This window comes from Streptomyces sp. NPDC057900 (genome assembly GCF_042887885.1).
In the GTDB taxonomy this organism is placed as follows: domain Bacteria; phylum Actinomycetota; class Actinomycetes; order Streptomycetales; family Streptomycetaceae; genus Streptomyces.
On record NZ_JBHVOI010000002.1, the window covers coordinates 1,060,712 to 1,084,845 of the forward strand.

The 24,134-nt window shown below is 70.9% G+C and carries 26 protein-coding genes; 13 read left to right on the forward strand and 13 right to left on the reverse strand.

Annotated elements, in window-relative coordinates; translation table 11 throughout:
• Positions 1-122: 122 nt before the first annotated feature.
• The 5 genes from sigE to ACFVQ0_RS12150 all read left to right on the forward strand — a co-directional run bounded on the left by sigE (position 123) and on the right by ACFVQ0_RS12150 (position 5,011).
• A complete protein-coding gene (gene sigE / locus ACFVQ0_RS12130; protein WP_199884446.1) occupies positions 123-881 on the forward strand; it encodes an RNA polymerase sigma factor SigE in 759 nt (252 codons plus the stop codon).
• Complete coding sequence (locus ACFVQ0_RS12135) at positions 878-1,864, forward strand: zf-HC2 domain-containing protein (RefSeq protein WP_390087026.1); 987 nt, start codon at positions 878-880, stop codon at positions 1,862-1,864. Before sigE ends, ACFVQ0_RS12135 begins: the two co-directional genes overlap by 4 nt.
• Before the next feature lie 110 nt (positions 1,865-1,974).
• Positions 1,975-3,657 carry a S1C family serine protease gene (locus ACFVQ0_RS12140; protein WP_390087028.1) on the forward strand — a complete coding sequence of 561 codons (1,683 nt, stop codon included), beginning with the start codon at positions 1,975-1,977 and terminating at the stop codon, positions 3,655-3,657.
• Positions 3,658-3,756: 99 nt separating this feature from the next.
• Positions 3,757-4,233 (forward strand): sec-independent translocase, encoded by a 477-nt coding sequence (locus tag ACFVQ0_RS12145; RefSeq protein ID WP_390087030.1) that lies wholly within the window; start codon positions 3,757-3,759, stop codon positions 4,231-4,233.
• A 118-nt stretch (positions 4,234-4,351) separates the two neighbouring features.
• Positions 4,352-5,011: a hypothetical protein gene (locus ACFVQ0_RS12150; protein WP_390087032.1), complete on the forward strand. Its 660-nt coding sequence runs from the start codon at positions 4,352-4,354 to the stop codon at positions 5,009-5,011.
• 64 nt (positions 5,012-5,075) lie between these two features.
• Here the strand turns inward: ACFVQ0_RS12150 and ACFVQ0_RS12155 are convergent, their stop codons facing one another.
• From ACFVQ0_RS12155 to ACFVQ0_RS12165, 3 genes are read right to left on the reverse strand one after another with little or no spacing between them, the layout of a single operon-like run.
• Positions 5,076-6,209, reverse strand: a complete 1,134-nt coding sequence (locus ACFVQ0_RS12155) for an Mrp/NBP35 family ATP-binding protein (RefSeq protein ID WP_390087034.1) — start codon at positions 6,207-6,209, stop codon at positions 5,076-5,078.
• A gap of 44 nt (positions 6,210-6,253) precedes the next feature.
• Entirely contained in the window at positions 6,254-6,808 is a 555-nt protein-coding gene (locus ACFVQ0_RS12160; RefSeq protein WP_390087036.1) for a DUF1003 domain-containing protein, read from the reverse strand.
• On the reverse strand, positions 6,798-8,072 hold the full coding sequence (locus tag ACFVQ0_RS12165) for a magnesium transporter MgtE N-terminal domain-containing protein (RefSeq protein WP_073736593.1): 1,275 nt from the start codon (positions 8,070-8,072) through the stop codon (positions 6,798-6,800). The genes ACFVQ0_RS12160 and ACFVQ0_RS12165 overlap by 11 nt, the downstream gene beginning before the upstream one ends.
• Positions 8,073-8,277: 205 nt before the next feature.
• On the opposite strand from ACFVQ0_RS12165, the gene ACFVQ0_RS12170 reads away from it, so the two are divergent.
• On the forward strand, positions 8,278-9,048 hold the full coding sequence (locus ACFVQ0_RS12170; protein WP_390087038.1) for a hypothetical protein: 771 nt from the start codon (positions 8,278-8,280) through the stop codon (positions 9,046-9,048).
• 15 nt (positions 9,049-9,063) lie between these two features.
• Here the strand turns inward: ACFVQ0_RS12170 and ACFVQ0_RS12175 are convergent, their stop codons facing one another.
• Together ACFVQ0_RS12175 and ACFVQ0_RS12180 are read right to left on the reverse strand one after the other, a co-directional pair.
• Positions 9,064-9,582, reverse strand: coding sequence for a hypothetical protein (locus tag ACFVQ0_RS12175; RefSeq protein ID WP_390087040.1), 519 nt, complete (start codon positions 9,580-9,582; stop codon positions 9,064-9,066).
• Between the two features lie 51 nt (positions 9,583-9,633).
• The gene (locus ACFVQ0_RS12180; protein WP_390087042.1) at positions 9,634-10,755 is read right to left on the reverse strand and encodes a magnesium and cobalt transport protein CorA; all 1,122 of its coding nucleotides are present in this window, start codon (positions 10,753-10,755) and stop codon (positions 9,634-9,636) included.
• A gap of 411 nt (positions 10,756-11,166) precedes the next feature.
• Here ACFVQ0_RS12180 and ACFVQ0_RS12185 point away from each other — a divergent pair, with 411 nt between their 5' ends.
• Complete coding sequence (locus tag ACFVQ0_RS12185) at positions 11,167-11,751, forward strand: suppressor of fused domain protein (RefSeq protein ID WP_390087043.1); 585 nt, start codon at positions 11,167-11,169, stop codon at positions 11,749-11,751.
• A gap of 84 nt (positions 11,752-11,835) precedes the next feature.
• On the opposite strand, the gene ACFVQ0_RS12190 is transcribed toward ACFVQ0_RS12185, so the two are convergent.
• A complete protein-coding gene (locus ACFVQ0_RS12190) occupies positions 11,836-13,068 on the reverse strand; it encodes an MFS transporter (protein ID WP_390087045.1) in 1,233 nt (410 codons plus the stop codon).
• 157 nt (positions 13,069-13,225) lie between these two features.
• On the opposite strand from ACFVQ0_RS12190, the gene ACFVQ0_RS12195 reads away from it, so the two are divergent.
• The 3 genes from ACFVQ0_RS12195 (at position 13,226) to ACFVQ0_RS12205 (ending at position 15,620) form a co-directional block, all read left to right on the forward strand.
• Positions 13,226-13,870: a DUF6758 family protein gene (locus ACFVQ0_RS12195; RefSeq protein ID WP_390087047.1), complete on the forward strand. Its 645-nt coding sequence runs from the start codon at positions 13,226-13,228 to the stop codon at positions 13,868-13,870.
• A 99-nt stretch (positions 13,871-13,969) separates the two neighbouring features.
• Entirely contained in the window at positions 13,970-14,839 is an 870-nt protein-coding gene (locus tag ACFVQ0_RS12200) for a PHP domain-containing protein (protein ID WP_390087049.1), read from the forward strand.
• 175 nt (positions 14,840-15,014) lie between these two features.
• Positions 15,015-15,620 carry a MarC family protein gene (locus ACFVQ0_RS12205; RefSeq protein WP_073736585.1) on the forward strand — a complete coding sequence of 202 codons (606 nt, stop codon included), beginning with the start codon at positions 15,015-15,017 and terminating at the stop codon, positions 15,618-15,620.
• A 97-nt stretch (positions 15,621-15,717) separates the two neighbouring features.
• On the opposite strand, the gene ACFVQ0_RS12210 is transcribed toward ACFVQ0_RS12205, so the two are convergent.
• Positions 15,718-15,870, reverse strand: coding sequence for a hypothetical protein (locus tag ACFVQ0_RS12210; protein ID WP_199884445.1), 153 nt, complete (start codon positions 15,868-15,870; stop codon positions 15,718-15,720).
• A gap of 222 nt (positions 15,871-16,092) precedes the next feature.
• Here ACFVQ0_RS12210 and ACFVQ0_RS12215 point away from each other — a divergent pair, with 222 nt between their 5' ends.
• Complete coding sequence (locus tag ACFVQ0_RS12215; RefSeq protein WP_073736584.1) at positions 16,093-16,980, forward strand: NYN domain-containing protein; 888 nt, start codon at positions 16,093-16,095, stop codon at positions 16,978-16,980.
• Positions 16,981-17,041: 61 nt separating this feature from the next.
• Here ACFVQ0_RS12215 and ACFVQ0_RS12220 read toward each other — a convergent pair whose 3' ends face one another.
• On the reverse strand, positions 17,042-17,890 hold the full coding sequence (locus ACFVQ0_RS12220) for an alpha/beta fold hydrolase (RefSeq protein ID WP_390087052.1): 849 nt from the start codon (positions 17,888-17,890) through the stop codon (positions 17,042-17,044).
• 100 nt (positions 17,891-17,990) lie between these two features.
• Positions 17,991-19,904 (reverse strand): DEAD/DEAH box helicase, encoded by a 1,914-nt coding sequence (locus ACFVQ0_RS12225; RefSeq protein ID WP_390087054.1) that lies wholly within the window; start codon positions 19,902-19,904, stop codon positions 17,991-17,993.
• A 475-nt stretch (positions 19,905-20,379) separates the two neighbouring features.
• Here ACFVQ0_RS12225 and ACFVQ0_RS12230 point away from each other — a divergent pair, with 475 nt between their 5' ends.
• The gene (locus ACFVQ0_RS12230) at positions 20,380-21,114 is read left to right on the forward strand and encodes a ferritin-like fold-containing protein (RefSeq protein WP_390087056.1); all 735 of its coding nucleotides are present in this window, start codon (positions 20,380-20,382) and stop codon (positions 21,112-21,114) included.
• A 14-nt stretch (positions 21,115-21,128) separates the two neighbouring features.
• Here the strand turns inward: ACFVQ0_RS12230 and ACFVQ0_RS12235 are convergent, their stop codons facing one another.
• The 4 genes from ACFVQ0_RS12235 to ACFVQ0_RS12250 all read right to left on the reverse strand — a co-directional run bounded on the left by ACFVQ0_RS12235 (position 21,129) and on the right by ACFVQ0_RS12250 (position 23,052).
• Positions 21,129-21,398 carry a hypothetical protein gene (locus tag ACFVQ0_RS12235; protein WP_389215016.1) on the reverse strand — a complete coding sequence of 90 codons (270 nt, stop codon included), beginning with the start codon at positions 21,396-21,398 and terminating at the stop codon, positions 21,129-21,131.
• 247 nt (positions 21,399-21,645) lie between these two features.
• On the reverse strand, positions 21,646-21,873 hold the full coding sequence (locus ACFVQ0_RS12240) for a DUF3107 domain-containing protein (RefSeq protein ID WP_390087058.1): 228 nt from the start codon (positions 21,871-21,873) through the stop codon (positions 21,646-21,648).
• A 143-nt stretch (positions 21,874-22,016) separates the two neighbouring features.
• Positions 22,017-22,658 (reverse strand): TetR/AcrR family transcriptional regulator, encoded by a 642-nt coding sequence (locus ACFVQ0_RS12245; RefSeq protein WP_018105511.1) that lies wholly within the window; start codon positions 22,656-22,658, stop codon positions 22,017-22,019.
• Between the two features lie 169 nt (positions 22,659-22,827).
• Entirely contained in the window at positions 22,828-23,052 is a 225-nt protein-coding gene (locus tag ACFVQ0_RS12250; protein ID WP_390087060.1) for a hypothetical protein, read from the reverse strand.
• 109 nt (positions 23,053-23,161) lie between these two features.
• Between ACFVQ0_RS12250 and ACFVQ0_RS12255 the strand changes: the two genes are divergently transcribed.
• Positions 23,162-24,130: an alpha/beta fold hydrolase gene (locus ACFVQ0_RS12255; RefSeq protein ID WP_390087062.1), complete on the forward strand. Its 969-nt coding sequence runs from the start codon at positions 23,162-23,164 to the stop codon at positions 24,128-24,130.
• The last annotated feature ends 4 nt before the right edge of the window (positions 24,131-24,134 follow it).

The window sequence follows — 24,134 nt, forward strand, 5'->3', positions numbered from 1 at the left end:
AGGGGAAAGCCCGTGGATCGGCCCCGCGGATCGGGTCCGGGATCAACGGGCAGGCGGTTCCGGGGGTCGTCCCCGGCCCCAGCAGGAAAAAGGCTTATCCGGAGCTAACGGGCGAGGTGGCTATGGTAGGGGCTCCACTGGACACCACCAGAGCCGACAGGGGAGGTGCGGCTGCGCCTGTGGATCGGGGAGGAGTGCTGTGGCGCTTCCTCAGGTCGGCGGGTGAGCCGAAATCCGTGACCAACATTGCTGACCGTTCTTCCAACGACTCCGCAACGACCGCGACCTTCGCCTCGGATGCCTCCCAGGCGTGGACGCCGCCCTCATGGGAAGAGATCGTCAGCACGCACAGCGGTCGTGTCTACCGCCTTGCCTATCGACTGACGGGAAACCAGCACGACGCGGAGGACCTCACTCAGGAGGTCTTCGTCCGGGTGTTCCGTTCGCTGTCCACCTATACGCCCGGCACCTTCGAGGGCTGGCTGCACCGCATCACGACCAACCTGTTCCTGGACATGGTGCGCCGCAAGCAGCGGATCCGCTTCGACTCCCTCGGTGACGACGCCGCCGAGCGGCTGCCGAGCCGCGAGCCCTCGCCGCAGCAGGTCTTCAACGACACCCACTTCGACGCCGACGTCCAGCAGGCGCTGGACACCCTCGCGCCCGAGTTCCGGGCCGCGGTCGTGCTCTGTGACATCGAGGGACTCTCGTACGAGGAGATCGCCGCGACGCTCGGCGTGAAGCTCGGCACCGTGCGCAGCCGCATCCACCGCGGGCGCTCCCACCTGCGCAAGGCGCTGAAGCACCGTTCGCCGGAGGCCCGCGCGGAGCAGCGCTCGCTGACCGGGGTCCTCGCGGCAGGGGAGGGCGGAGCGGCGTGAGTGGCACAGGTCCGACCTCCGCGGAACAACACCTGGGGGACAGGCTCGCCGCGCTTGTCGACGGCGAGCTCAAGCACGACGCCCGTGACCGGGTGCTCGCCCATCTCGCGACCTGCGCCAAGTGCAAGGCCGAGGCTGCCGCCCAGCGGCGCCTGAAGAGTGTCTTCGCCGAGTCGGCCCCGCCCTGCCCCTCCGAGGGCTTCCTTGCCCGGCTGCAGGGCCTTCCCGGTGGTCCGGGGGGTGATGGCGAAGGTCGGGGAAGACCAATGGGCGGCTCGGGCCGTTTCGGTGACGGAGTCTTCCCCGTGACGCGTCCTTCCGGCGGCCGGGCGGATTCGTCCTCCGGCGGCTCCCCGCTGGACGGTTTCGGCTACCTCCCGACCTCGCACGGTTCCGCCGCGGTCCTTCCGGCCGGGGCCGATCGGCCCACGTTCCGTATCCACGAGGTCAGCCGCGAGGCCGACCGCTCGCCGTGGCGGGGCCGCAGGTTCGCGTTCGCCGCCGCCAGCGCCGTCTCGCTGGCCGCCATCGCCCTGGGCGGTGCCCTCCCGACGGACGCGGGGCCCGATTCCCCGACCCGGGCCGAGGGCCCGGGAAGCAGCGTCGCACCGCTGGACGCCGACGCGCGCGCCGAGCGCGGCAGCACCGTCAGCCGCCGCGGCGGTGGCCACGGCACACTCGCGGCGGCCGGTACCGGCGACCGCCCGGTCTCCCTTGTCATGACCGCCGCGCCGCTCGCGTTCTCGTCCGCCCCTTCCCTGCTCGGCACCGGCGGCCTCACCGGAAGCCGGTACGCGCTTCCTGTCCGGACCGACGTGTCCGCGCCGTCGCTGATACGTCCCAACAGCACCAGCCCGCTGTTCGCGCAGGCACTCGGCAGCGGGCTTTCCACGGCCTCCCCCGAGCCGTCCCGGACGCCCACCTCGGCCGCCGGACTGCCGGTTCCCGCCAACCACGGACTGCCGCTCCTTCCCCGTCGGTGACCCGGTCCGGCGCAGGGCATGCACAAACCTGGTTGAATTCCGGCAGGATTTCCGGAGGGACGCTCCCTCCGGGGCGTGCAGAGGCCAGTTGAGGCAGTTGCGGGGAGAGCATGGACGACGGGAAGCCCACCGAGCCGAAGGCGAAGTGGTGGAGCCGGCCCACGCCGGGGCGCGGTACGAGCGCAGCGCCTCAGGAGCCGTCGCCCGTTGAGGACGCGGTACCCCCGTCGGACGCGGAGCCGACAGAGCCCGTGGCCGCGGAGCCCGTAGCCGCGGAACCCGTGGCCGCCGAGCCCGCGCCGCAGGCGGCGAAGCCGCTCCACGAGCCCGACCAGTACAGCACCCCGCCCTACGGCGGCCCCGGCCCCTGGGCGCCCGCGCCCCCCGTGCAGCACCCGGTCCAGACACCGGCGCACGGCACCCCCGTGCCGCCGCCCTACTCGGGGACGAACGGGGCGGGTGTCGCGACGGCACCCGCCCCGTCCCCGACGCCCCCGGCCGCCTTCCCGCCTCCGCAGCGCCACCAGCAGCCGCAGGGCCAACAGCCTCCGCAGCCCCAAGCCCAGCCCCAGCCCCACCACCCGCCGTCGCCGCAATGGGTTCAGTACGACCCCTGGGGCGCGCCCAGGCAGCCCCTGATCACCAACCCCGGCCCGCCGCTCGCCTCCGACGGCGGCAAGCGGAAGAACCGGCGCGGCTCCGTCCTCGTCGGGGCGCTGCTGCTGGCCCTGGTGGCGGGCGGCATCGGCGGCGGCATCGGCGCGTACATAGAGCGCAACGGCGGCCTCACCCAGATCGAGCTGTCCCAGGACGAGCGCAACGGCGGCGGCCGCGCCCCCGACAGCGTCGCCGGTATCGCGGCCAGCGCGCTGCCCAGCGTGGTCACCCTGCACGTCAGCGGCAGCACCGAATCCGGCACCGGCACCGGCTTCGTCCTCGACGACAAGGGCCACATCCTCACCAACAACCACGTCGTCGCACCGGCCGGTTCGTCCGGCGAGATCACCGTGACGTTCAGCGGCGGCGAGACGGCCAGTGCCGAGGTGGTCGGCAAGGACAGCGGCTACGACCTGGCCGTGGTCAAGGTCAGCGGTGTCTCGGGGCTCAAGCCGCTGCCGCTCGGCAACTCCGACAACGTGCGGGTGGGTGATCCGGTGGTGGCCATCGGGGCCCCGTTCGACCTGTCCAACACGGTCACCTCCGGCATCATCAGCGCCAAGGACCGGCCGATCACGGCAGGCGGCGAGAAGGGCGACGGCAGCGACATCAGCTACGTCGACGCGCTGCAGACCGACGCGCCGATCAACCCGGGCAACTCCGGCGGACCGCTGGTCGACACCGACGCGCACGTCATCGGGATCAACAGCGCCATCCGTGCCGCGGACAGCGGCTCGACCACGGAGGGCGGCCAGGCCGGTTCCATAGGCCTCGGCTTCGCCATCCCGATCAACCAGGGCAAGCGTGTCGCGGAGGAGCTGATCAACACCGGGAAGGCCACCCACCCGGTGATCGGCGTCACGCTCGACATGAAGTACACCGGTGACGGCGCCAAGGTCGGGCAGCGGGGCGCGGACGGCAAGTCCTCGGTCACGGAGGGGGGTCCGGGCGCCCAGGCCGGGATCCGGCCCGGTGACGTCATCACCGAGGTGAACGGCGGTCGGGTGCACAGCGGCGAGGAGCTGATCGTGAAGATCCGTTCGCACCGGCCGGGTGACCGGCTGGACCTCAAGCTGACCCGCGGTGGTAAAGACCTGACCATGAGTTTGACGCTCGGTTCGGCAACGGGCACGTGACGGCCACGGGAAGCTACCGCGCGGATGGCTTCGACGGGTACCGTGGTCCGGGTCCGGACCTCATCCGACCTGGTCGCGGAGAACACGAGGAGCCGCAAGGTGTTCAATGACATAGGCCCGCTGGAGCTGGTGGCGCTCGCGATCATCGGCGTGCTCATCTTCGGTCCGGATAAGCTGCCCAAGGTCATCCAGGACGTCTCGCGCTTCATCCGCAAGATCCGTGAGTTCTCGGAGAGCGCCAAGGAGGACATCCGTACGGAGCTCGGCCCGGAGTTCAAGGACTTCGAGTTCGAGGACCTCAACCCCAAGACGTTCGTCCGCAAGCAGCTCATGGACGGCAACGACGACCTGGGGCTGAAGGAGATCCGCGAGAGCTTCGACCTGCGCAAGGAGGTCTCCGAGGTCACCGACGCGGTCAACGGCCGCGCGACCTCGTCCGTGGAGGCGAAGAGCGGCGTGTCGGGCGGTTCCGCGGTCACCGCGGCCAACGGCTCGGCGGGCGGCCCTGACCTGCTGAAGAAGCGTGAGCAGCCGAAGAAGGACGATCACCCGCCGTTCGACGCAGACGCCACCTGACCCCCGTCAATCCCGACTCGTCCGGACGGTATGGCTATTCTCCATCTGTCCGGTTGTGAGGACGCCCGAGGGGGGCGGGCCGCTCCGGACCCTACGGATCGAGGAGGCGGCCGGACAGATGGAGACAACGAGTCGGGTGGGCGCGGATGGTGCGCCGGACACAGGCACGGCAGAGGGGGTGCCGGCGGCCCGGCTCACGGTCGACGGCTATCTGAAGGCGCCGTTCCCCTGGTACGGACTTGACGAGGCGTTCACCGGGCCGCGCTGGCTGATGCAGGTGGGCACCGCCGCGGACGGCACGGTGCAGCACGGCTCCACCGGCCACGGCGACGAGCCCTCGGTGCGGAGCGACGCGGGCGAGGACAGACAGCGGTTCGCGGTCGTCGTGACCGTGGCCAGCAGCCCGGTGCGGCGCAGCGGCGACGGCACGGGCGTCCTGGACGCGACGACGGTCTCCTCCGCCGCCTGGCTGGCCGGCTCCGGCCTGCTGGCCTACACCTGGCCCGCGCAGATGGACCACACCCTGCGGGACGACTGGCTGGACCAGCAGACGGAGACGGCCTTCGAGCTGGCCGACGATCTGGACGGCCCCGCGTGGTCGGCGCTCTCGCTGCCGGTCGACGGGGTGCCGGTGGCGTTCCACTACCGCGAGTCCGAGTTCGGCTGGGTGCTGGCCGGCTCCGCCCACGGGGGCGTGCACATCGGGGCGTACGGGCGCGGTATGAGCGCGTACGGTCTGGGCTTCTCCGTCGTCGGTGACATCACGTCGTACGCGTAAGCCGCCGACGGGCCCGTGGCGGGCCGGGAGCATCAGCCCCGGCCCGCCACGGGCCCGTTCCGGGTCAGAACTTGTTGCGCGGGGTGATTCCCAGGGACATGCCGGACAGACCGCGCTGACGGCCGCTCAGCTTGTCCGCGATGGAGCGCAGGGCCTTGCCCGCGAGGGAGTCGGGGTCGGACAGGACGACGGGCTTGCCCTCGTCACCGCCCTCGCGCAGCCGTACGTCGATCGGGATGGAGCCGAGCACCGGCACCTCGGCGCCGATGGTCCTGGTCAGCCCCTCCGCGACCCGGGCGCCGCCGCCGGAGCCGAACACGTCGACCATCTCGTCGCAGTGCGGGCAGGGCATGCCCGACATGTTCTCGACGACGCCGACGATCTTCTGGTGGGTCTGGACGGCGATCGAGCCGGCCCGCTCCGCCACCTCTGCCGCGGCCTGCTGCGGGGTCGTGACGACCAGGATCTCCGCGTTCGGCACCAGCTGGGCCACGGAGATGGCGATGTCACCGGTGCCCGGCGGCAGGTCGAGCAGCAGGACGTCCAGGTCGCCCCAGTACACATCGGCGAGGAACTGCTGGAGCGCGCGGTGCAGCATCGGGCCGCGCCAGACCACCGGCTCGTTGCCCGGGGTGAACATGCCGATGGAGATGACCTTCACGCCGTGCGCGGACGGCGGCATGATCATGTTCTCGACCTGGGTCGGTTTGCCGTCCGCGCCGAGCATCCGGGGCACGCTGTGCCCGTAGATGTCCGCGTCCACGACGCCGACCTTGAGGCCGTCGGCGGCCATCGCGGCCGCCAGGTTCACGGTCACGGAGGACTTGCCGACGCCGCCCTTGCCGGAGGCCACCGCGTACACCCGGGTCAGCGAGCCGGGCTTGGCGAACGGCACCTCGCGCTCCGCCGTGCCGCCGCGCAGCGAGGACGCCAGGTCCTTGCGCTGCTCGTCGCTCATCACGTCGAGGGTCACCTCGACCCGGGACACTCCTTCGACGCGGGCCACCGCGTCGGTCACGTTATTGGTGATCGTCTCGCGCATCGGACAGCCGGATACGGTGAGATACACCGTGACAGCGACTACACCGTCAGGATCGATCTCGACCGATTTCACCATGCCCAGCTCGGTGATCGGGCGGTGGATCTCCGGGTCGTTCACTGTCGCCAGTGCCTCAAGCACCGCGTCTTCCGTAGCCATACCGACGATGGTACGGCGCCGTCCGCTACGCGCGGGTAGCCCTGTCAGCGGTCTTCGTCACTCTCGGCCCCGGCCGATGTCCTGCGGTCGTCGAGATCCCTCACCAGGTCCTCCAGCTCGGAGCGGATCCAGTCCCGGGTGGCGACCTCCCCGAGGCCCATCCGCAGAGCCGCGATCTCCCTGGTCAGGTACTCCGTGTCGGCGATGGAGCGCTCGTTCTGGGCCCGGTCCTGCTCATGGGTGACCCGGTCGCGGTCGTCCTGCCTGTTCTGCGCGAGCAGGATCAGCGGGGCCGCGTACGAGGCCTGGAGGGAGAGCATCAGGGTCAGGAAGATGAACGGGTACTCGTCGAACCGCAGTTTCTCCGGCGCGAAGATGTTCCACACCACCCAGACGATGATGATCAGCGTCATCCAGACGATGAACCGGCCCGTCCCCAGGAACCGCGCGATCCGCTCCGAGAACCGGCCGAACGCCTCCGGGTCGTACTCCGGGAGCAGCCGCCGCCGGGGGTCCTTCGGCTGGTCGAGCCGGGTCCTGGAGGTACGGGTCAGGGCCGTCGAGCCGTTCGACGCCCTGGAGCGCTCCTCACCGGCCACGGAGCACCCCCTCGCGCCCGTGGAAGTCGGTCTCCCGCCAGTCGTCGGGCAGCAGGTGGTCGAGCACGTCGTCGACGGTCACCGCACCCAGCAGCGAGCCGCTCTCGTCCACCACGGGCACGGAGACCAGGTTGTACGCCGCCAGATAGCTGGTCACCACCGACAGCGGGGTGTCCGGTGTCAGCGCCACCAGATCGCTGTCGACGATCGAGCTGACCAGGGTGAACGGCGGATCGCGCAGCAGCCGCTGGAAATGCACCGTGCCCAGGTACTTGCCCGTGGGCGTCTCGTCGGGCGACCGGCACACGTACACCTGGGCGGCGAGCGCGGGGGAGAGGTCCTGCTGGCGGACCCTGGCGAGCGCGTCGGCCACCGTCGCGTCCGGGCGCAGGATGATCGGCTCCGTGGTCATCAGGCCGCCCGCCGTCCGCTCCTCGTACGACATGAGGCGCCGGACGTCCGCCGCGTCGTCCGGGCGCATCAGCGTCAGCAGCCGCTCCTTGTCCTCCTCCGGCAGCTCGGACAGCAGGTCGGCCGCATCGTCGGGGTCCATCGCCTCCAGGACGTCCGCCGCACGCTCCTCCTGGAGCTTGCCGATGATCTCCACCTGGTCGTCCTCGGGGAGCTCCTCCAGGACATCGGCAAGCCGGTCGTCGTCGAGCGCGGCGGCGACCTCCGCACGCCGTTTCGGGGTGAGGTGGTGCAGGGCGTTGGCCACGTCGGTCGGGCGCAGCTTCTCGAACGTGGCGACCAGCGACTCCGCGCCCTGCCCGTGCTCTTCCAGCGAGAAGCCGCTGACGGCCGACCACTCGACGGTCAGGGTCTCGCCCTTGCGGCGCAGCGCGCCGCCCCTGCCCTTGCGCACGAAGTACTTGTCGATCTCCCAGTCGCGCCGGGCCGGCAGCTGCTGGATCGCCACGTCCAGGATGGTGACCTCCTCGCCGGTCTCCACCAGGCTGACCCGCCGGTCGAGGAACTCGCCCAGCACCAGACGTTCGGTGGGCCGCTGTTCGAAGCGCCGCATGTTGACCACGCCCGTGGTGATGACCTGACCCGACTCGATGCCCGTCACCCGGGTCATCGGAAGGAAGATCCGGCGCCGGCTCACCACCTCGACGACGATGCCGAGCAGCCGGGGCGGCCGGCCGCCGACCCGGAGCATCGCGACCAGGTCGCGGACGCGCCCCACCTGGTCCCCGTTCGGGTCGAAGACCGGCACACCGGAGAGGTGCGAGACGAAGACCCGGGGCGTTCCTGCTGCCATGCCCGCGCCTCCTCCCTTCGTCGCCGGCTTACGTATCCGGTCTGATGTGACATTTATTGCACCGTTATGACGGGATCAGGCTAGCCCGTACTGTCGCAGGTCGCCCTGGAGAGCGGTCGTCGCGACTCTCTGCCGGAAGGTGTAGGCCGCACAGGTACGCTGCCGTCTGCCACCCACCGCCACGCAGCTGAGAGGCAGTGCGCCTGTGACCTCCTTCGTTCCGGCCGTCCGGGCCCGCCGCCGGACCGCCACCCTCGCCGTCGTGCTCTGCGCCGGGCTGACCGCGGCGCTGACCGCGTGCGCGGACGAGGATCCGGACAAGGGGACCAACGGCGTCGGCAGACTGGAAGCGCCGGAGATCGAGAAGAAGGCGCGGGCCGCCGCGGACTCCTCGGAGACGGTCCGGCTGGCCGGCACCCTGGTCAGCAAGGGCGGCACGTACAAACTCAACATGCGGCTCAAGGACAAGGGCGGCGCGGGCTCCGTCACGTCGAAGAACAGCACCTTCGAGCTGCTCCGGATCGGGGACGTGCTCTACCTCAAGGCGGACGCCGGCTTCTGGAACCACGGCACGGCCGACGCCGGGAAGACGAGTGAGGCCGACGGCGCGGCGGCGGACAAGCTCGACGACAAGTACGTGAAGGTCCCGGAGGACGACCCCACGTACAAGCAGCTGCGCGGGTTCACCGACAAGAAGGTGCTGCTCGACGGGTTGCTCACCCTGCACGGCGAGGTCGGCAAGGGCGACCGGGACAAGGTCGGCGGGCAGCGCACCATCCGGATCGCCGGCGGCAAGGGCGAGGGCGGCGCGCTCGACGTGTCCCTGGAGGGCAAGCCGTACCCGCTGCGCTTCGCACGCGGTGGCGGCGGGGGCATCATCACGCTCGCGGACTGGGGCAAGGACTTCGCGCTGAAGGCCCCGGCCGAGGGCGACACGGTGGACTACGGGCAGCAGCTGCCCAAGTCGTCCTCCTGAGGGAGCGAGGACCGGCTACGGCTTCCTGAGCGAGCGCTTCAGCAGCCGCGGCAGCCCGGCCGGTACCGGCAGCCGGGTGGTGGCGGTGGTGGGCAGCGGCGCCGCCGCCCCCGAGCCCGTCGGCAGGTCCGTACGGGAATCGAGCGGCGTCAGCCGCAGGATCCGGCACTCGCGCGCCCAGCGCTCGGTCAGCTGCTCGGCGTCCGGTGCGTTCAGCCGCTTGCCCTTCAGCTCGGCCACCGCCGCCTCCCACTCCCCGGAGTGCGGGGCCAGCAGCTCGACGGACGCGGTCCAGGCGACGAGCCGGCCGCCCTTGTCCTTGCTGCGGACGGTCACCTCCGCGTTGCCGCCGTCCTTGAGCCCGGCCGGGAGGGGCTGCTCGCCGGGGCCGTCCCCGACGAGCAGCGCCGCGCCCTCGTGCCACACGTGCCACAGCGCCCGCGCGGGCCCGGTGCCGCGCACCCAGACCAGCCCCGACTTCTTGGTGGCCTCCTCGACGAGGGCCGGTCCGAGCAGCGTGTCAGCAGCAGTCATGCAGCAGAGCTTAGACCGGCCCCGGACAGGCAGACGGGCGGCAGGGGAGGGTCAGAGCCAGCCGTTGCGCTTGAGCATGCGGTGGATGGAGAAGCAGACCACTCCGATGAAACCCAGCACCATCGGATAGCCGTACGTCCAGGCCAGCTCCGGCATGTGGTCGAAGTTCATGCCGTAGACCCCGCAGATCATCGTCGGTACGGCGATGATGGCCGCCCAGGAGGTGATCTTGCGCATGTCCTCGTTCTGCGCGACGGTCGCCTGCGCCAGGTTGGCCTGGAGGATGGAGTTCAGCAGCTCGTCGAAGCCGATGACCTCTTCCTGCACGCGCACGAGGTGGTCCGCGACGTCCCGGAAGTACTTCTGGATGTCCGGGTCGATCAGCCGCATCGGCCGCTCGCTGAGCAGCTGCATCGGGCGCAGCAGCGGCGATACGGCCCGCTTGAACTCCAGCACCTCGCGCTTCAGCTGGTAGATCCGGCCGGCGTCCGAACCGCGCGGGCCGCTCTTGTCGGGGGTGGAGAAGACCTCGATCTCCACCTCGTCGATGTCCTCCTGCACCGCGCCGGCCACCGCGATGTAGCCGTCGACCACATGGTCCGCGATGGAGTGCAGCACTGCCGAGGGGCCCTTGGCGAGCAGCTCGGGGTCGTCCTGGAGGCGGTGGCGCAGCGCGCGCAGCGAGCCGTGGCCGCCGTGCCGCACGGTGATGACGAAGTCCCGGCCGGTGAAGCACATCACCTCGCCGGTCTCCACGACCTCGCTGGTCGCGGTCAGTTCTGCGTGCTCGACGTAGTGGATGGTCTTGAAGACGGTGAACAGGGTGTCGTCGTACCGCTCCAGCTTCGGCCGCTGGTGGGCGTGGACGGCGTCCTCCACGGCCAGCGGGTGCAGCCCGAACTCCCGGGCGATGCCGGCGAACTCCTCCTCGGTCGGCTCGTGGAGGCCGATCCAGGCGAAGCCGCCCTTCTCCCGCACCCGGAGCATCGCCTCGTGCGGTGTACGGCAGGTGCCGTCCTCCTCCGCGACGCGGCGTCCGTCGCGGTAGACCGCGCAGTCGACGACCGCGCTGGAGGCGGACGGGTCACGCGTGGCGTCGTAACTGCTGTGCAGGGTGTTGGTCTTGCGCAGGGACGGGCGCACCACAGCGCGCAGGTCACGGATCATCGACATGGCTGGCTCCTTCACGGAGGGCCGTCGGCGAGGGCGTGGAACAGCCCGGAATGGGGACGTGGGCTCACGTCCGCAAAGCGGGCGGCACCGCGGCGGCGCGATGACGGCGTTCGCTACAGACAGGCAAAAAGGGGGTGCTCTTCCGTCGTGCGAAACGCCATGGGCCGTGGCCGGGAAGGCGTCAGATCACAGAAGAAAGGTGTCGGGCGGAAGAGCGGTTGGTACTGCACGGTCGACTTGGATCCACCGCAGCCCCACCTCCTCCGGTCGGTCCCCCGTGAGGGACGACGTTGCGTCGGGACTTGAGAGCGACGCTTCTGCGTGCTGTCCCGACCGGCGGGCCCAGGCTATCAGCAGGCAGAGGGCCAATCTCTTACTTTGCCCGTTCCATACGCGTCCTATGCTCGCCGCATGGCAGAAATTCTTGCTCCGGTCGAGGCCCGTCTGCGCACGGCCCTGGGCGAACCGGACGCACGCGCGGCAGTGACGTTCCTCGGCACCGACCGGATCGAGGTGCTCCGCTTCATCGACGGCGACGTGGTGAGGTACGCCACGCTCGGCATGTCCGCGCAGCCGATGGCCGACCCCTCCGACCCGTTCGCCGACCCGGTGAAGGGACCTCGGGCCGAGCTGGTCCTCTCGGTCCGGGCCGGGCTCGCGGACACCGACCAGGTGCTGCGCAAGCTCGCGGTGCTGGCGGCCTCGCCGCAGGTGGAGGGGGTGATCGTGGCGCCGGGCGCCTCGCTGGACCTCGGCGAACCGCTGTGGCCCGGAGCACCCTTCAGCTCGGTGCTCGTGGCTGAGCCCGGGGGGCTGGTCGAGGATCTGGAGCTGGCGGCCCCGATGGAGGCGGTGCGGTTCCTGCCGCTGCTGCCGATGACGCCCAACGAAGCGGCCTGGAAGCGGGTCAGGGGCGCGCAGGAGCTCCAGGAGCGGTGGCTGTCGCGGGGGACGGACCTGCGCGATCCGCTGCGTGGTTCGGTGGCCCTGGACTGACCGGGGCGGTGCGCCCTCCGTACGGAAGCCCCGCCGCACGGCCAGGAGCCGGGCGGCGGGGCTTCCGTACGGAGGCGGGGCCGTTCAGTTGGCGAAGACCGTGACGCCGTCCTCGGTCGCGTGCTTCGGCTCCAGCTCCTCCGCCTCGTGGCTCAGGGCCGAGCGCCGCACCCAGATGACGATCGCGCCGATGACCGCGGCGACGGCGGCGATCACGAACGGGATGTGGATGTTGCTCCACTCCTCGATCTTCGGGGCCAGGAAGGGCGCGGCGGCCGCGGCGAACCAGCGGACGAAGTTGTAACCGGCGCTGGCCACCGGACGCGGCGCGTCGGACACCCCGAGTGCCAGCTCCGTGTAGACGGTGTTGTTCATGCCGATGAAGGCGCCGGAGACGATCGTGCAGACGATGGCCGTGGTGTGGTTCCCGTAGCCGAGGATCACCAGGTCGGCGGCGAGCAGCACCAGTGAGGCGCCGACCACCCTGAGCGAGCCGAAGCGCTTCTGCAGCCTCGGTGCGACGAGTACCGAGAAGACCGCGAGCAGCAGGCCCCAGGCGAAGAAGACGGCGCCGGACTTGTACGGCGACATGTTCAGTACGAACGGCGTGAACGCCAGGATCGTGAAGAACGCGTAGTTGTAGAAGAACGCCGAGGTAGCGACGGAGGCGAGCCCGCCGTGGCCGAGCGCCTTGATCGGGTCCAGCAGCGAGGTCTTCCGGGCCGGCTTGGGCTGTTCCTTGAGGAACGCCGTGATGCAGACGAAGCCGATCGCCATCAGCGCGGCCGTGCCGAAGAAGGGGTAGCGCCAGCTGGCGTCACCGAGCAGCGCGCCGAGCAGCGGCCCGCAGGCCATGCCGAGGCCGAGCGCCGACTCGTACAGCAGGATCGCCGCCGAGCTGCCGCCCGCCGCCGCACCGACGATCACGGCGAGCGCGGTCGATACGAAGAGCGCGTTGCCCAGGCCCCAGCCGGCCCGGAAGCCGACGAGTTCCGCGACGGAGGACGAGGTGCCGGACAGCGCGGCGAAGACCACGACGAGCGCCAGTCCGGCCAGCAGCGTCTTGCGCCCGCCGATGCGGCTGGAGACGAATCCGGTCACCAGCATCGCCACGGCGGTGATCAGGAAGTAGGAGGTGAAGAGCAGCGAGACCTGGCTCGGCGTCGCTTCGAGGCCCTTGGCGATGGACGGCAGAATCGGGTCCACCAGGCCGATTCCCATGAACGCGACAACAGAAGCGCCCGCTGTGGCCCATACGGCCTTCGGCTGGCGCAGGATGCTGACCGTTCCTTGATCGAACGGATCCTCTCCCTGCATGGGACTACTCGCTCTCCACTAGATCGATGCGTTATGCACAGAATAAGTTAGAGGGGCTAATAAATGCAAGCTACATCTAAATCCCCTGATGAGAGCCGCGCGGCGGAAGGGTGATCGTCCTTGACGCGGCGACGGCCGGGGAGGACGGTTGGTTGTTATGAGGGGCGAACCCAGTTGCCCGAAGTGCGGAGGCCGGGTCAAGGCGCCCGGTTTCTTCGACGACACCTGGCAGTGCGACGTGCACGGCAGCGTGCAGCCGATGCAGCCGGTCATCCCGCCCAGCGTCGAGGCGCTCGGAGTGGTGGTGCACCGGGCCCAGGTGCCGGTGTGGATGCCCTGGCCGCTGCCGGTGGGCTGGCTCTTCACCGGTGTGGCCTGCGCGGGCGACGACCGCGGCGGTGGGCGGGCGACCGCCGTCGCCTGCTCCGGACCGGGGCCGCTCGGCGGCATCGGTGAGCTGCTGCTCGTCGCGGAGGAGCTCGGCGTCGGACTCGGTGCGCGGTACGCCGGTATCGACGGGCCCGATCCGGGCCCGTATCTGCGGGTGGACGGCCCGCCGGACGTCAAGGTGCTCGCCGCCGGACGCCCGACCCCGCTCTGGCACGTGAAGGACGCCCCCGACGACCGGGCCGTCTTCGCCGGTGAGGCGTGCGGCCTGTGGCTCTGGGCGATCGTCTGGCCCGAGCAGTCCGGACTCCTGATGTACGACGAACTCGTGCTCACCGATCTGCGTGACGCCGGGGGAGAGGTCGACCTGGTGCCCTGCGGCGCGCTCACCCCCCGGCTGCTCGGCGGGCCCTGAGCGGCTGACGGGCGGCCTCCGGCCGGGTCCGGAATCCGCGCTTGCGCCGGTTATCCTTGGGCGTCCCCCCATCCGGCCGCGAGCACTGGAGTCCGCGTCGTGCGCATCGACCTGCACACCCACTCCACCGCGTCGGACGGTACCGACACCCCCGCAGAGCTGGTGCGGAACGCCGCCGCCGCGGGTCTGGACGTCGTCGCCCTCACCGACCACGACACGGTCCGCGGACACGCGGAGGCGATAGCGGCGCTGCCCGAGGGGCTGACCCTGGTCACCGGCGCCGAGCTGTCCTGCCGGCTCGACGGCGTGGGCGGCCTGCACATGCTGGCGTACCTCTTCGACCCCGACGAGCCCGAGCTGGCGCGCGAGCGCGAGCTGGTGCGCGACGACCGGGTGCCGCGCGCCAGGACCATGGTGCGCAAGCTCCAGGAGCTGGGCGTGCCGGTCGAGTGGGAGCGGGTCGCGCGGATCGCCGGTGACGGATCGGTCGGGCGGCCGCACATCGCCACCGCCCTGGTCGAGCTCGGCGTCGTGCCGAGCGTCTCCGACGCCTTCACCCCGCAGTGGCTGGCCGACGGCGGGCGCGCGCACGCCGAGAAGCACGAGCTCGATCCCTTCGACGCGGTCCGGTTGGTCAAGGCCGCCGGCGGCGTCACCGTCCTCGCTCACCCGGGCGCCGTCAAACGCGGCCACGTGGTGCCCGAATCCGCCATCGCGGAGCTGGCCGCGGCCGGGCTCGGCGGTATCGAGGCCGACCACATGGACCACGACGAGCCGACCAGGGCCAGGCTGCGCGGGCTCGCCCGCGAGCTGGGGCTGCTGACCACCGGGTCGAGCGACTACCACGGCAGCCGCAAGACCGTACGGCTCGGCGAGAACGTCACCGACCCCGAGATCTACGGCGAGATCACCCGGCGCGCCACCGGGGCCTTCCCGGTGCCGGGAGCCGGCGGACCGCTCGTCCCGTAACGGCCCACGCGTAACTCCCGCACCCCGGCGGCGCCCACATCGCACCGCCGTATGCCTCACCCCCGCGCACCGGCCTGCCGCGGTGTCCGCCGGAACGCTCCGGCGGATGCCGGTCCGGCACCTGTCCGGTGCGCCGCCCCCACCGCATTCCCGCTCTCTCCCCGCAAGGCTCACTGTGTTCGACGTCGCTGTCTTCGGATCCCTTTTTCTCACGCTTTTTGTGATTATGGATCCGCCCGGAATCACCCCGATCTTCCTGGCCCTCACCGCCGGCCGCCCCGCCAAGACGCAGCGCAAGATGGCGCTCCAGGCGGTCTCCGTCGCCTTCGGCGTGATCGCCGTCTTCGGAGTGCTCGGCCAGCAGATCCTGGACTACCTGCACGTCTCCGTACCCGCGCTGATGATCGCGGGCGGACTGCTCCTGCTGCTGATCGCGCTGGACCTGCTGACCGGCAAGACCGACGAGCCGACGCAGACGAAGGACGTCAACGTGGCGCTCGTCCCCCTGGGCATGCCACTGCTCGCGGGACCCGGCGCGATCGTCTCGGTGATCCTCGCCGTGCAGCACGCCGACAGCGTCGGGAGCCAGCTCTCGGTCTGGACGGCGATCGTCGCCATGCACGTCGTGCTCTGGCTGACCATGCGCTACTCGCTGCTGATCATCCGGGTCATCAAGGACGGCGGCGTCGTCCTGGTCACCAGGCTCGCCGGGATGATGCTCTCCGCCATCGCCGTGCAGCAGATCATCAACGGCGTCACCCAGGTCATCCAGAACGCCTGACCCGCCCCGCACAGCACAGCGCCCCCGCACGATCGATCCGTGCGGGGGCGCTCGTCTTTACGCGGTTCACGCGGGCAACTCACAAACGGGCAAGGTGTTACGAGGCCGAGGTGTCGGCCGGGCGGATATAGATGCGCTGGCCCAATGCCGCGGCCTGCTGCACGATCCGGTTGACGGAGGCGGCGTCCACGACGGTGCTGTCCACGGCGGTACCGTCGACATCGTCGAGTCGCATGATCTCGAAGCGCATATGGCTTCCCTTCGTCTGATCCTCCTGCTGGAGAACTACTGGGAGGACGGGTGACCCGTCCGCAAGGATGAGGAGCGCCAGGCTGGTACGTCTCGCGCCCCACGGGGTGTACAACGACTTGCTCCCTGCAATCATTCCCTACGCTAAGGAAATTTTTTGGATGTCTAAGTACCAGCAGGTAACCGAGCATGCGCGGACGACGACAGCCGCGACGAGGCCCCTATGAACGAGGCAGAGATCGGCGAGCGCCTGGACCGCACCAATGAGCTGCTCCAGCGGGTGCTCGCCGAGGTGTCGAAGACCCCCTCGACCCACGCGATCTTCGTCGACGCGGGTTACGTGTACGCCGCGGCCGGGCTGCTCGTCACCGGCACGGAGGACCGGCGCTCCTTCGACCTCGACTCGGAGGGGCTGATCGAGGCCTTCATCGACAAGGCCCGCACGATCTTCGCGGACAGCCGCCTGCTGCGCGTCTACTGGTACGACGGGGCCAGGCGCCGGATCCACACCGTCGAACAGCAGTCCATCGCGGAACTCCCCGACGTCAAGGTCAGACTCGGCAACCTCAACGCCAACAACCAGCAGAAGGGCGTCGACTCACTCATCCGCACCGACCTCGAATCCCTCGCCCGCCACCGCGCCATCAGTGACGCCGCGCTCGTCGGCGGCGACGAGGACCTGGTCTCCGCCGTCGAGGCCGCACAGGGGTACGGGGCCCGCGTCCACCTGTGGGGCATCGAGGCCGGCGAAGGGCGCAACCAGGCCGAACCGCTGCTCTGGGAGGTCGACAGCCAGCGCACCTTCGACCTCGACTTCTGCCGCCCCTACGTGACCAGACGGCCCGTCACCACCTACGAGGACGACTCCCCGGCACCCTCGCGCGACGACGTCCGCTTCGTCGGCACGCAGATCGCCGCGACCTGGCTCTCCGCCCGCGGCCGCGACTCCCTGGCAGACCTGCTCCCCGGACACCCGTACCTGCCGGGCTCCGTCGACCAGGACCTGCTGGTCGAGGCCGAACGCCTGCTCCAGCACTCGCTGCGCGGCCACGCCCATCTGCGGCGGGCGCTGCGCGACGGCTTCTGGCAGCACCTCCAGTCGCAGTACTGAACGCGGTACTGGACGGCCACTGCACTGCCGTCGCCGTCGCCGTCGCTGAGCCCCGCGCTGCCTACAGGCTGTCCCAGAAGGAGGCCAGCGCGGCGGCCGTCGGCCCCGGCCGGTCCGTGTTGGGGGAGTGCTCCGCGCCCTCGATCCGGGTCCGCCGGGCGCCCAGCCGCTCGGCCATCGCGTCGAGCTGGGGCACCGGCCAGACGTCGTCGCGCTCGCCGGAGATCACGTGGACCGGCAGCCCGGTGGCGGCGACCTCGGCCACCCGGTCGGGCTCCGTGGCCAGCCGGCGGCCGGTGGCGATCAGCTGGGCGGGCCGGTGACGCATCCAGCGCCGCCGCAGGTCCTCACCGTCGTCCGCCTCGGCCTCCGCGGGCGGGTCGAAGGCGCGCATGGCCTCCCAGACCTCGTCCATGCCCATGGTCGCCAGCGCGTCGCCCAGGATCTTCAGCTTGACCCGCTGGCTCTCGACGACCACGCCGGGTCCGGAGGACATCAGGGTCAGTGACCGGAACGGTGCCGGATCCAGGATGGCGGCGGCGCGTGCGACCAGCCCGCCGAGCGAGTGCCCGAGCAGGTGGACCGCGCTGCCGCCGAGGCCGAGCGCGGCCGTCTGCGCGAGGGTGTCACGCGCCAATTCGTCCTGTGCGTAGGACTCCTGGCGGTCCGTCCCGTCGCTCTCGTACTGCCCGCGCCCGTCGACGGCGACCACGCGGTAGCCGGCTTCCGTGAGCGGTTCCAGCAGCGCGATGAAGTCCTCCTTGCTGCCGCCGTAGCCGGGCAGCAGGAGCGCGGTGCCGCGTGGTGCGGTACGCGGGGTCGCGTCCAGGACGGCGAAGTCACCGCGCGCGGTGTGCAGCGCGCGGGCCCGGGTGCGGGGAGGCGGGACGAAGGTGGGTGGCCGGCTCATGGGACGAGGTTATGCCGTGAACGCCCGAGGGGCCCGGGGAGATCCCCCGGGCCCCTCGGGCACCCCGGCGCCCTCGGGCACCGGTCTCAGCTGTTCAGTCTCAGCTGTCGGTCTTCGCGGCGGCCGCTCGCGGTGCCCGACGCCTGCGCGGCTTGGACTCGCCCTCGGCGACCGGGGCGTCCACCACGGCCTCGGTCTTCGGCTTCGCGGCCGCACGGGTGCGACGGCGCGGCCTGGAGTCGTTCTCGGGCTCGGCGATCGGCGCGATCTGGAAGTCGACCTCGTCCTCCGCGGGCTTGATCACCCGGGCGCGGCGGCGCGGCTTGGTCACCGTCTTCGCCTCCGTGGCGGGCTCGGCCACCGGAGCGGTCTGGAAGTCGACCTCCTCCGTCACCGGCTTCACGACCCGGGCGCGGCTGCGACGCGGCTTCGCGGTGGTCACGGCCTCGGCCGCCACCTCCACCGTGACATCGGCCTTGGCCCTGGACGCCCTGGTCCTGGTCTTCACCACGGGCTCGGCGTCGACGACGACGACCGGGGCCTGCGCCACCTCCACCGCGGCCTCGGCCGCGACCTCCGGGGCACCGACGCGGCCGCGACGGCGCCGACGCGGCGTACGCGGTTCCGTGGCGCCTTCGGCGGCGGGCGTCTCGACGGCGGCCGGGGCCTCGACGGCCTCCGCGGCCGGTGCGGGCACCGTGGCGGCGTTCTCCTCCGCGGCGGAACCGCCCCGGGTGCGACGGCGCTGACGCGGCGTGCGCGGGGGGCGCTCCTCGCGGACGGCGGGGGCGGCGACGGCGGCGGACTTGCGGCCGCGGCCGCCCGTCTCACCGAGGTCCTCGATCTCCTCGGCCCGCAGACCGGCGCGGGTGCGCTCGGTACGCGGCAGGACACCCTTGGTGCCGGCCGGGATGTCCAGCTCCTCGTACAGGTGCGGGGAGGTGGAGTACGTCTCCGGCGGGTCCGGGAACTTCAGGTCCAGGGCCTTGTTGATCAGCTGCCAGCGCGGGATGTCGTCCCAGTCGACCAGCGTGATCGCGATGCCCTTGGCACCCGCGCGGCCGGTACGGCCGATCCGGTGCAGGTACGTCTTCTCGTCCTCGGGCGACTGGTAGTTGATGACGTGGGTGACACCCTCGACATCGATACCGCGCGCCGCGACGTCGGTGCAGACGAGCACGTCGACCTTGCCGTTGCGGAAGGCGCGCAGCGCCTGCTCGCGGGCGCCCTGGCCGAGGTCGCCGTGGACGGCGCCGGAGGCGAAACCGCGCTTCTCCAGCTGCTCCGCGATGTCGGCGGCGGTGCGCTTGGTGCGGCAGAAGATCATCGCGAGTCCGCGGCCGTTGGCCTGGAGGATGCGCGAGACCATCTCGGGCTTGTCCATGTTGTGCGCGCGGTAGACGTACTGCGCGGTGTTCTTGACGGTCGTGCCCTCGTCGTCGGGCGAGGTGGCGTTGATGTGCGTCGGCTGCGACATGTAGCGGCGCGCGAGGCTGATGACCGCGCCCGGCATGGTCGCGGAGAACAGCATGGTCTGCCGCTTGGCCGGCAGCATCGTGATGATGCGCTCGACGTCGGGCAGGAAGCCCAGGTCCAGCATCTCGTCGGCCTCGTCGAGGACGAGGACGCGGATGTGCGAGAGGTCGAGCTTGCGCTGGCCCGCGAGGTCGAGCAGCCGGCCCGGGGTGCCGACGACGACGTCGACGCCCTTCTTGAGGGCCTCCACCTGGGGCTCGTACGCCCGGCCGCCGTAGATCGCGAGAACGCGGACGTTACGGACCTTGCCGGCGGTCAGGAGGTCGTTGGTGACCTGCTGGCACAGCTCGCGGGTGGGGACGACGATCAGCGCCTGCGGGGCGTCGGTCAGCTTCTCGGGCGCGGCCCGGCCTGCCTCGACGTCCGCCGGGACGGTGACGCGCTCCAGCAGCGGCAGCCCGAAACCGAGCGTCTTGCCGGTGCCGGTCTTCGCCTGTCCGATGACATCGGAGCCGGAGAGCGCTACGGGGAGCGTCATCTCCTGGATGGGGAAGGGGGACGTGATGCCGACGGACTCAAGGGCCTCGGCCGTCTCGGAAAGAATCCCGAGGTCTCGGAACGTAGTCAGGGTATTGCCTCTTCTGTGAAACGCGGTCCGAGGCGAACGAAGGGGGTCGTACCGTGCCGGGGTTGGTCATCCGGCCGTGGATGGGCCGGGTGGCGCGGGACCACTGCCGTCGCTCGAGCGCTCGTGCCGCTGAGGGGGCCCCTCATCTGCGGTCGTACGTGTCGTACGCCTCGCGTGGAGGGCTGTCGGGTCGGAGCCGATCGGGCCACCGACCGGGCATCCTCATTCAATTTCGCGCCACGAGCAGTTGCAAAATGCTCAGTAAGCGCAATACCACTGTACCCCGGATTCGCGCATCTGTGTTGGGCGAATTCATCGGAACGGTGTGACGTCAGTCTGCGGCCGGGCCCTTCCACGCCTCGTCGGGCGGGCTATTCTGCGGTCCATGGAGACGCCTGACAACGCTACCGAAACCCCCGCATCCACCCGAATCGCCGACCAGGACTGGGCCACCGCGTCCAGCGAGCCGCAGTACCGGGCCGCCGTCGTGGACCTGCTGGGAGCACTCGCCTACGGGGAGCTGGCGGCCTTCGAGCGGCTCGCCGAGGACGCGAAACTCGCGCCGACGCTGGGTGACAAGGCGGCGCTGGCGAGGATGGCGTCCGCGGAATTCCACCACTTCGAGCGGCTGACCGACCGGCTGACGGCGATCGAGGTGGAGCCGACCGACGCCATGGAGCCGTTCGCGAAGGCACTCGACGACTTCCACCGCCAGACCGCCCCGTCGGACTGGCTGGAAGGCCTGGTCAAGGCCTATGTCGGTGACTCGATCGCCAGTGACTTCTACCGTGAGGTCGCGGCCAGGCTCGACTCCGACACCCGTTCCCTCGTGCTCGCCGTGCTCGACGACACGGGCCACGGCAACTTCGCCGTGGAGAAGGTGCGCGCCGCGATCGAGGCGGACCCGAGGCTCGGCGGCCGGCTCGCGCTGTGGGCCCGCCGCCTGATGGGCGAGGCGCTCTCGCAGGCGCAGCGCGTGGTGGCCGACCGCGACGCGCTGTCCACCATGCTGGTGGGCGGGGTGGCCGACGGATTCGATCTGGCCGAGGTCGGCCGGATGTTCTCGCGGATCACCGAGGCACACACCAAGCGGATGGCCACCCTCGGACTCGCGGCCTAGGCCGCCCCCCGGCGTCAGGCAGCCGCCGACCGGCTGATCCGGCGGCTGCGCGGCCGGATCAGCAGGGACACCGTCACCGCGGAGATGAGTGCCGCGCCGATCATCGTCGCCGCGGCGTGGCCGGGGCCCAGCACCGAGTGCATCAGATACAGGCCGAACAGGGCTCCCAGCGCTCCGGCACCGAAGACGGTCCGGCGGGACGGGAGGCGGGGCGACAGGGAGCGCAGGGCCGCCCAGGAGAGGGCCAGTCCGAGCACGACGGAGCCCAGGGTTTCCAAGATCACAGACGATCACCTCGCAGGTACGGGGCGGGCAATTCGGTCTACGCGGTACTACCCCCGGGCAGCGGAACACAATCATTGTGCGGACACGCTTCGCCCAGCCGTCGCACAGGAACGCACAGGAATTCGGCTGTCGTACATCAAGCGGCCACCGCCGTGCGGGGCCGGGCGCCGGACGCGCAACGGAAAGCGGCCCGGCGGGGGATTCCCCGCCGGGCCGCTTCCACGGTCGCTGTGTCCGTGCGCGCCACTAGAGCGTGCCGAACCCCACCCGTCGTGTGCTGGGCTCGCCGATCTCCACGTAGGCGATCCGGTCGGCCGGCACCAGGACCTTGCGGCCCTTCTCGTCCGTGAGGCTGAGCAGCTGCGCCTTGCCGGCGAGAGCCTCGGAAACCGCGCTCTCGACCTCTTCGGCGGAAAGCCCGCTCTCCAGAACGATCTCCCGGGGCGTGTGCTGCACCCCGATCTTGACCTCCACGGCTATGTCCCTCCGACGGTCAGTCCCTGCGCGGTGAACCGCGCCGTACGCAGCACACATTAGCCCGCTGCGGACGGTGACCAGGGGTCCGCGGGCAACGCCCGCAGCGAACACGGGCGCCGGCCGCCCGCTCCGTGCTGATCTCAGTGCTGATCGATGCCGTGCAGCGGGAAGCCCGCGATGCCCCGCCAGGCCAGCGAGGTGAGGAGCTGGACCGCTGTGTCGCGCGGGATGGCGGACCGGCTGGAGAGCCAGTAGCGGGCGACCACCTGGGACACCCCGCCCAGGCCGACCGCGAGCAGCATGGACTCGTCCTTGGACAGGCCCGTGTCACCGGCGATCACGTCGGAGATCGCCTCGGCGCACTGCAAAGAGACCCGGTCCACCCGCTCGCGCACGGCGGGCTCGTTGGTCAGGTCGGACTCGAAGACCAGCCGGAAGGCGCCGCCCTCGTCCTCGACGTACGCGAAGTAGGCGTCCATCGTCGCGGCCACGCGCAGCTTGTTGTCGGTCGTCGACGCGAGCGCCGTGCGGACCGCCTGGAGCAGCGACTCGCAGTGCTGGTCGAGCAGGGCCAGATACAGCTCCAGCTTGCCCGGGAAGTGCTGGTAGAGCACCGGCTTGCTGACCCCGGCCCGCTCCGCGATGTCGTCCATCGCGGCGGAGTGGTAGCCCTGCGCGACGAAGACCTCCTGGGCGGCGCCCAGGAGCTGATTGCGTCGGGCGCGACGCGGCAGGCGAGTGCCCCGCGGGCGCGCCGCCTCGGTCTGCTCGATGGCTGTCACGCCGCCTCCCAAATTTGTGTTCCGACACAGCCGTTCCGTACTCGCTGCGCCATACCTCCATCGTACTTTCGGGTAACCGGGGTATGCGCGGCGCGGACGCAGAATTTCACGGACCGGACGCCCGCGGTAGCCACAGATCCTGTCGACCTCTGCCGTATAGCGGGACGTATCAGCGGTAATCGTCTTCGTCGTGCTCGTCGCGCGAGACGGTGCGGGCCTGTTCGGCCGCGTCCGCCTCGTTCGCGCGGTTCCGGTCGACGTCCGTCAGCGGTTCGTCGCTCTCGGGCCGCAGCTCCGCCTGCTGCTCGGCGGCGTCCGCCTGCGGCGTCTCCTGGCCGGGTCCGTCGGGCTGGACGTCCTCGAAGGACTCCGGGTCAGTGGGGTCGACCGTCATGGTGGCTCCCTTCCTTGCTCCGAGCCTAGGAGCAGGGCACCGATGCCGCTATGCGGTGTGTGACGGCGAACACACGAATCGCGGTGTGATCGTCTCGTAACATTGCCGCATGTCTTCGACCGAGCTGCCGGGAGTCCGTGCCGCCGCCGCAGCGGCGGCGGCACCCACGGTGAGCACCGTCAGGGTCGCGGAGGGCGAGAGACTCCGCTCCGTCACGCTGGCCGGACTCACCCTGAACGTCCGATCGCGGCCACCGGAGCGGGCGGGCCTCGCGCCCGCCCTCTACGTGCACGGCCTCGGCGGCTCCTCGCAGAACTGGTCGGCGCTGATGCCGCTGCTCCAGGACGTGGTGGACGGTGAGGCGCTGGACCTGCCGGGTTTCGGGGACTCCCCGCCGCCGGACGACGGCAACTACTCGGTCACCGGTCACGCCCGCGCGGTGATCCGCTTCCTGGACGCGGGGGAGCGCGGGCCCGTCCACCTGTTCGGCAACTCCCTCGGCGGCTCGGTGGCCACCAGGGTCGCGGCCGTCCGCCCCGACCTGGTGCGCACGCTGACCCTGATCTCGCCCGCGCTCCCCGAGATCCGGGTGCAGCTGTCGGCCGCGCCGACCGCACTGCTCGCGGTTCCGGGACTCGTCTCCCTGTTCTCCCGGATGTCCCGGGACTGGACCGCGGAAGAACGCACCCGCGGAGTCATGGCACTCTGTTACGGCGATCCGGCACGGGTCTCGCAGGAGGGCTTCCGTGCGGCGGTGGCCGAAATGGAGCGACGGCTGGAACTGCCGTACTTCTGGGACGCCATGGCGCGCTCGGCACGTGGCATCGTCGACGCGTACACGCTGGGCGGCCAGCACGGGCTGTGGCGTCAGGCCGAGCGGGTGCTCGCACCGACCCAGCTCGTGTACGGCGGACGGGACCGGCTCGTCTCGTACCGGATGGCACGCAGGGCGTCCGCGGCATTCCGCGATTCGCGGCTGCTGACACTGCCCGACGCGGGGCACGTGGCGATGATGGAGTACCCGGAGGCGGTCGCCCAGGCGTTCCGGGAACTGCTCGACGAAGACGGCGGGAGCTGATCCG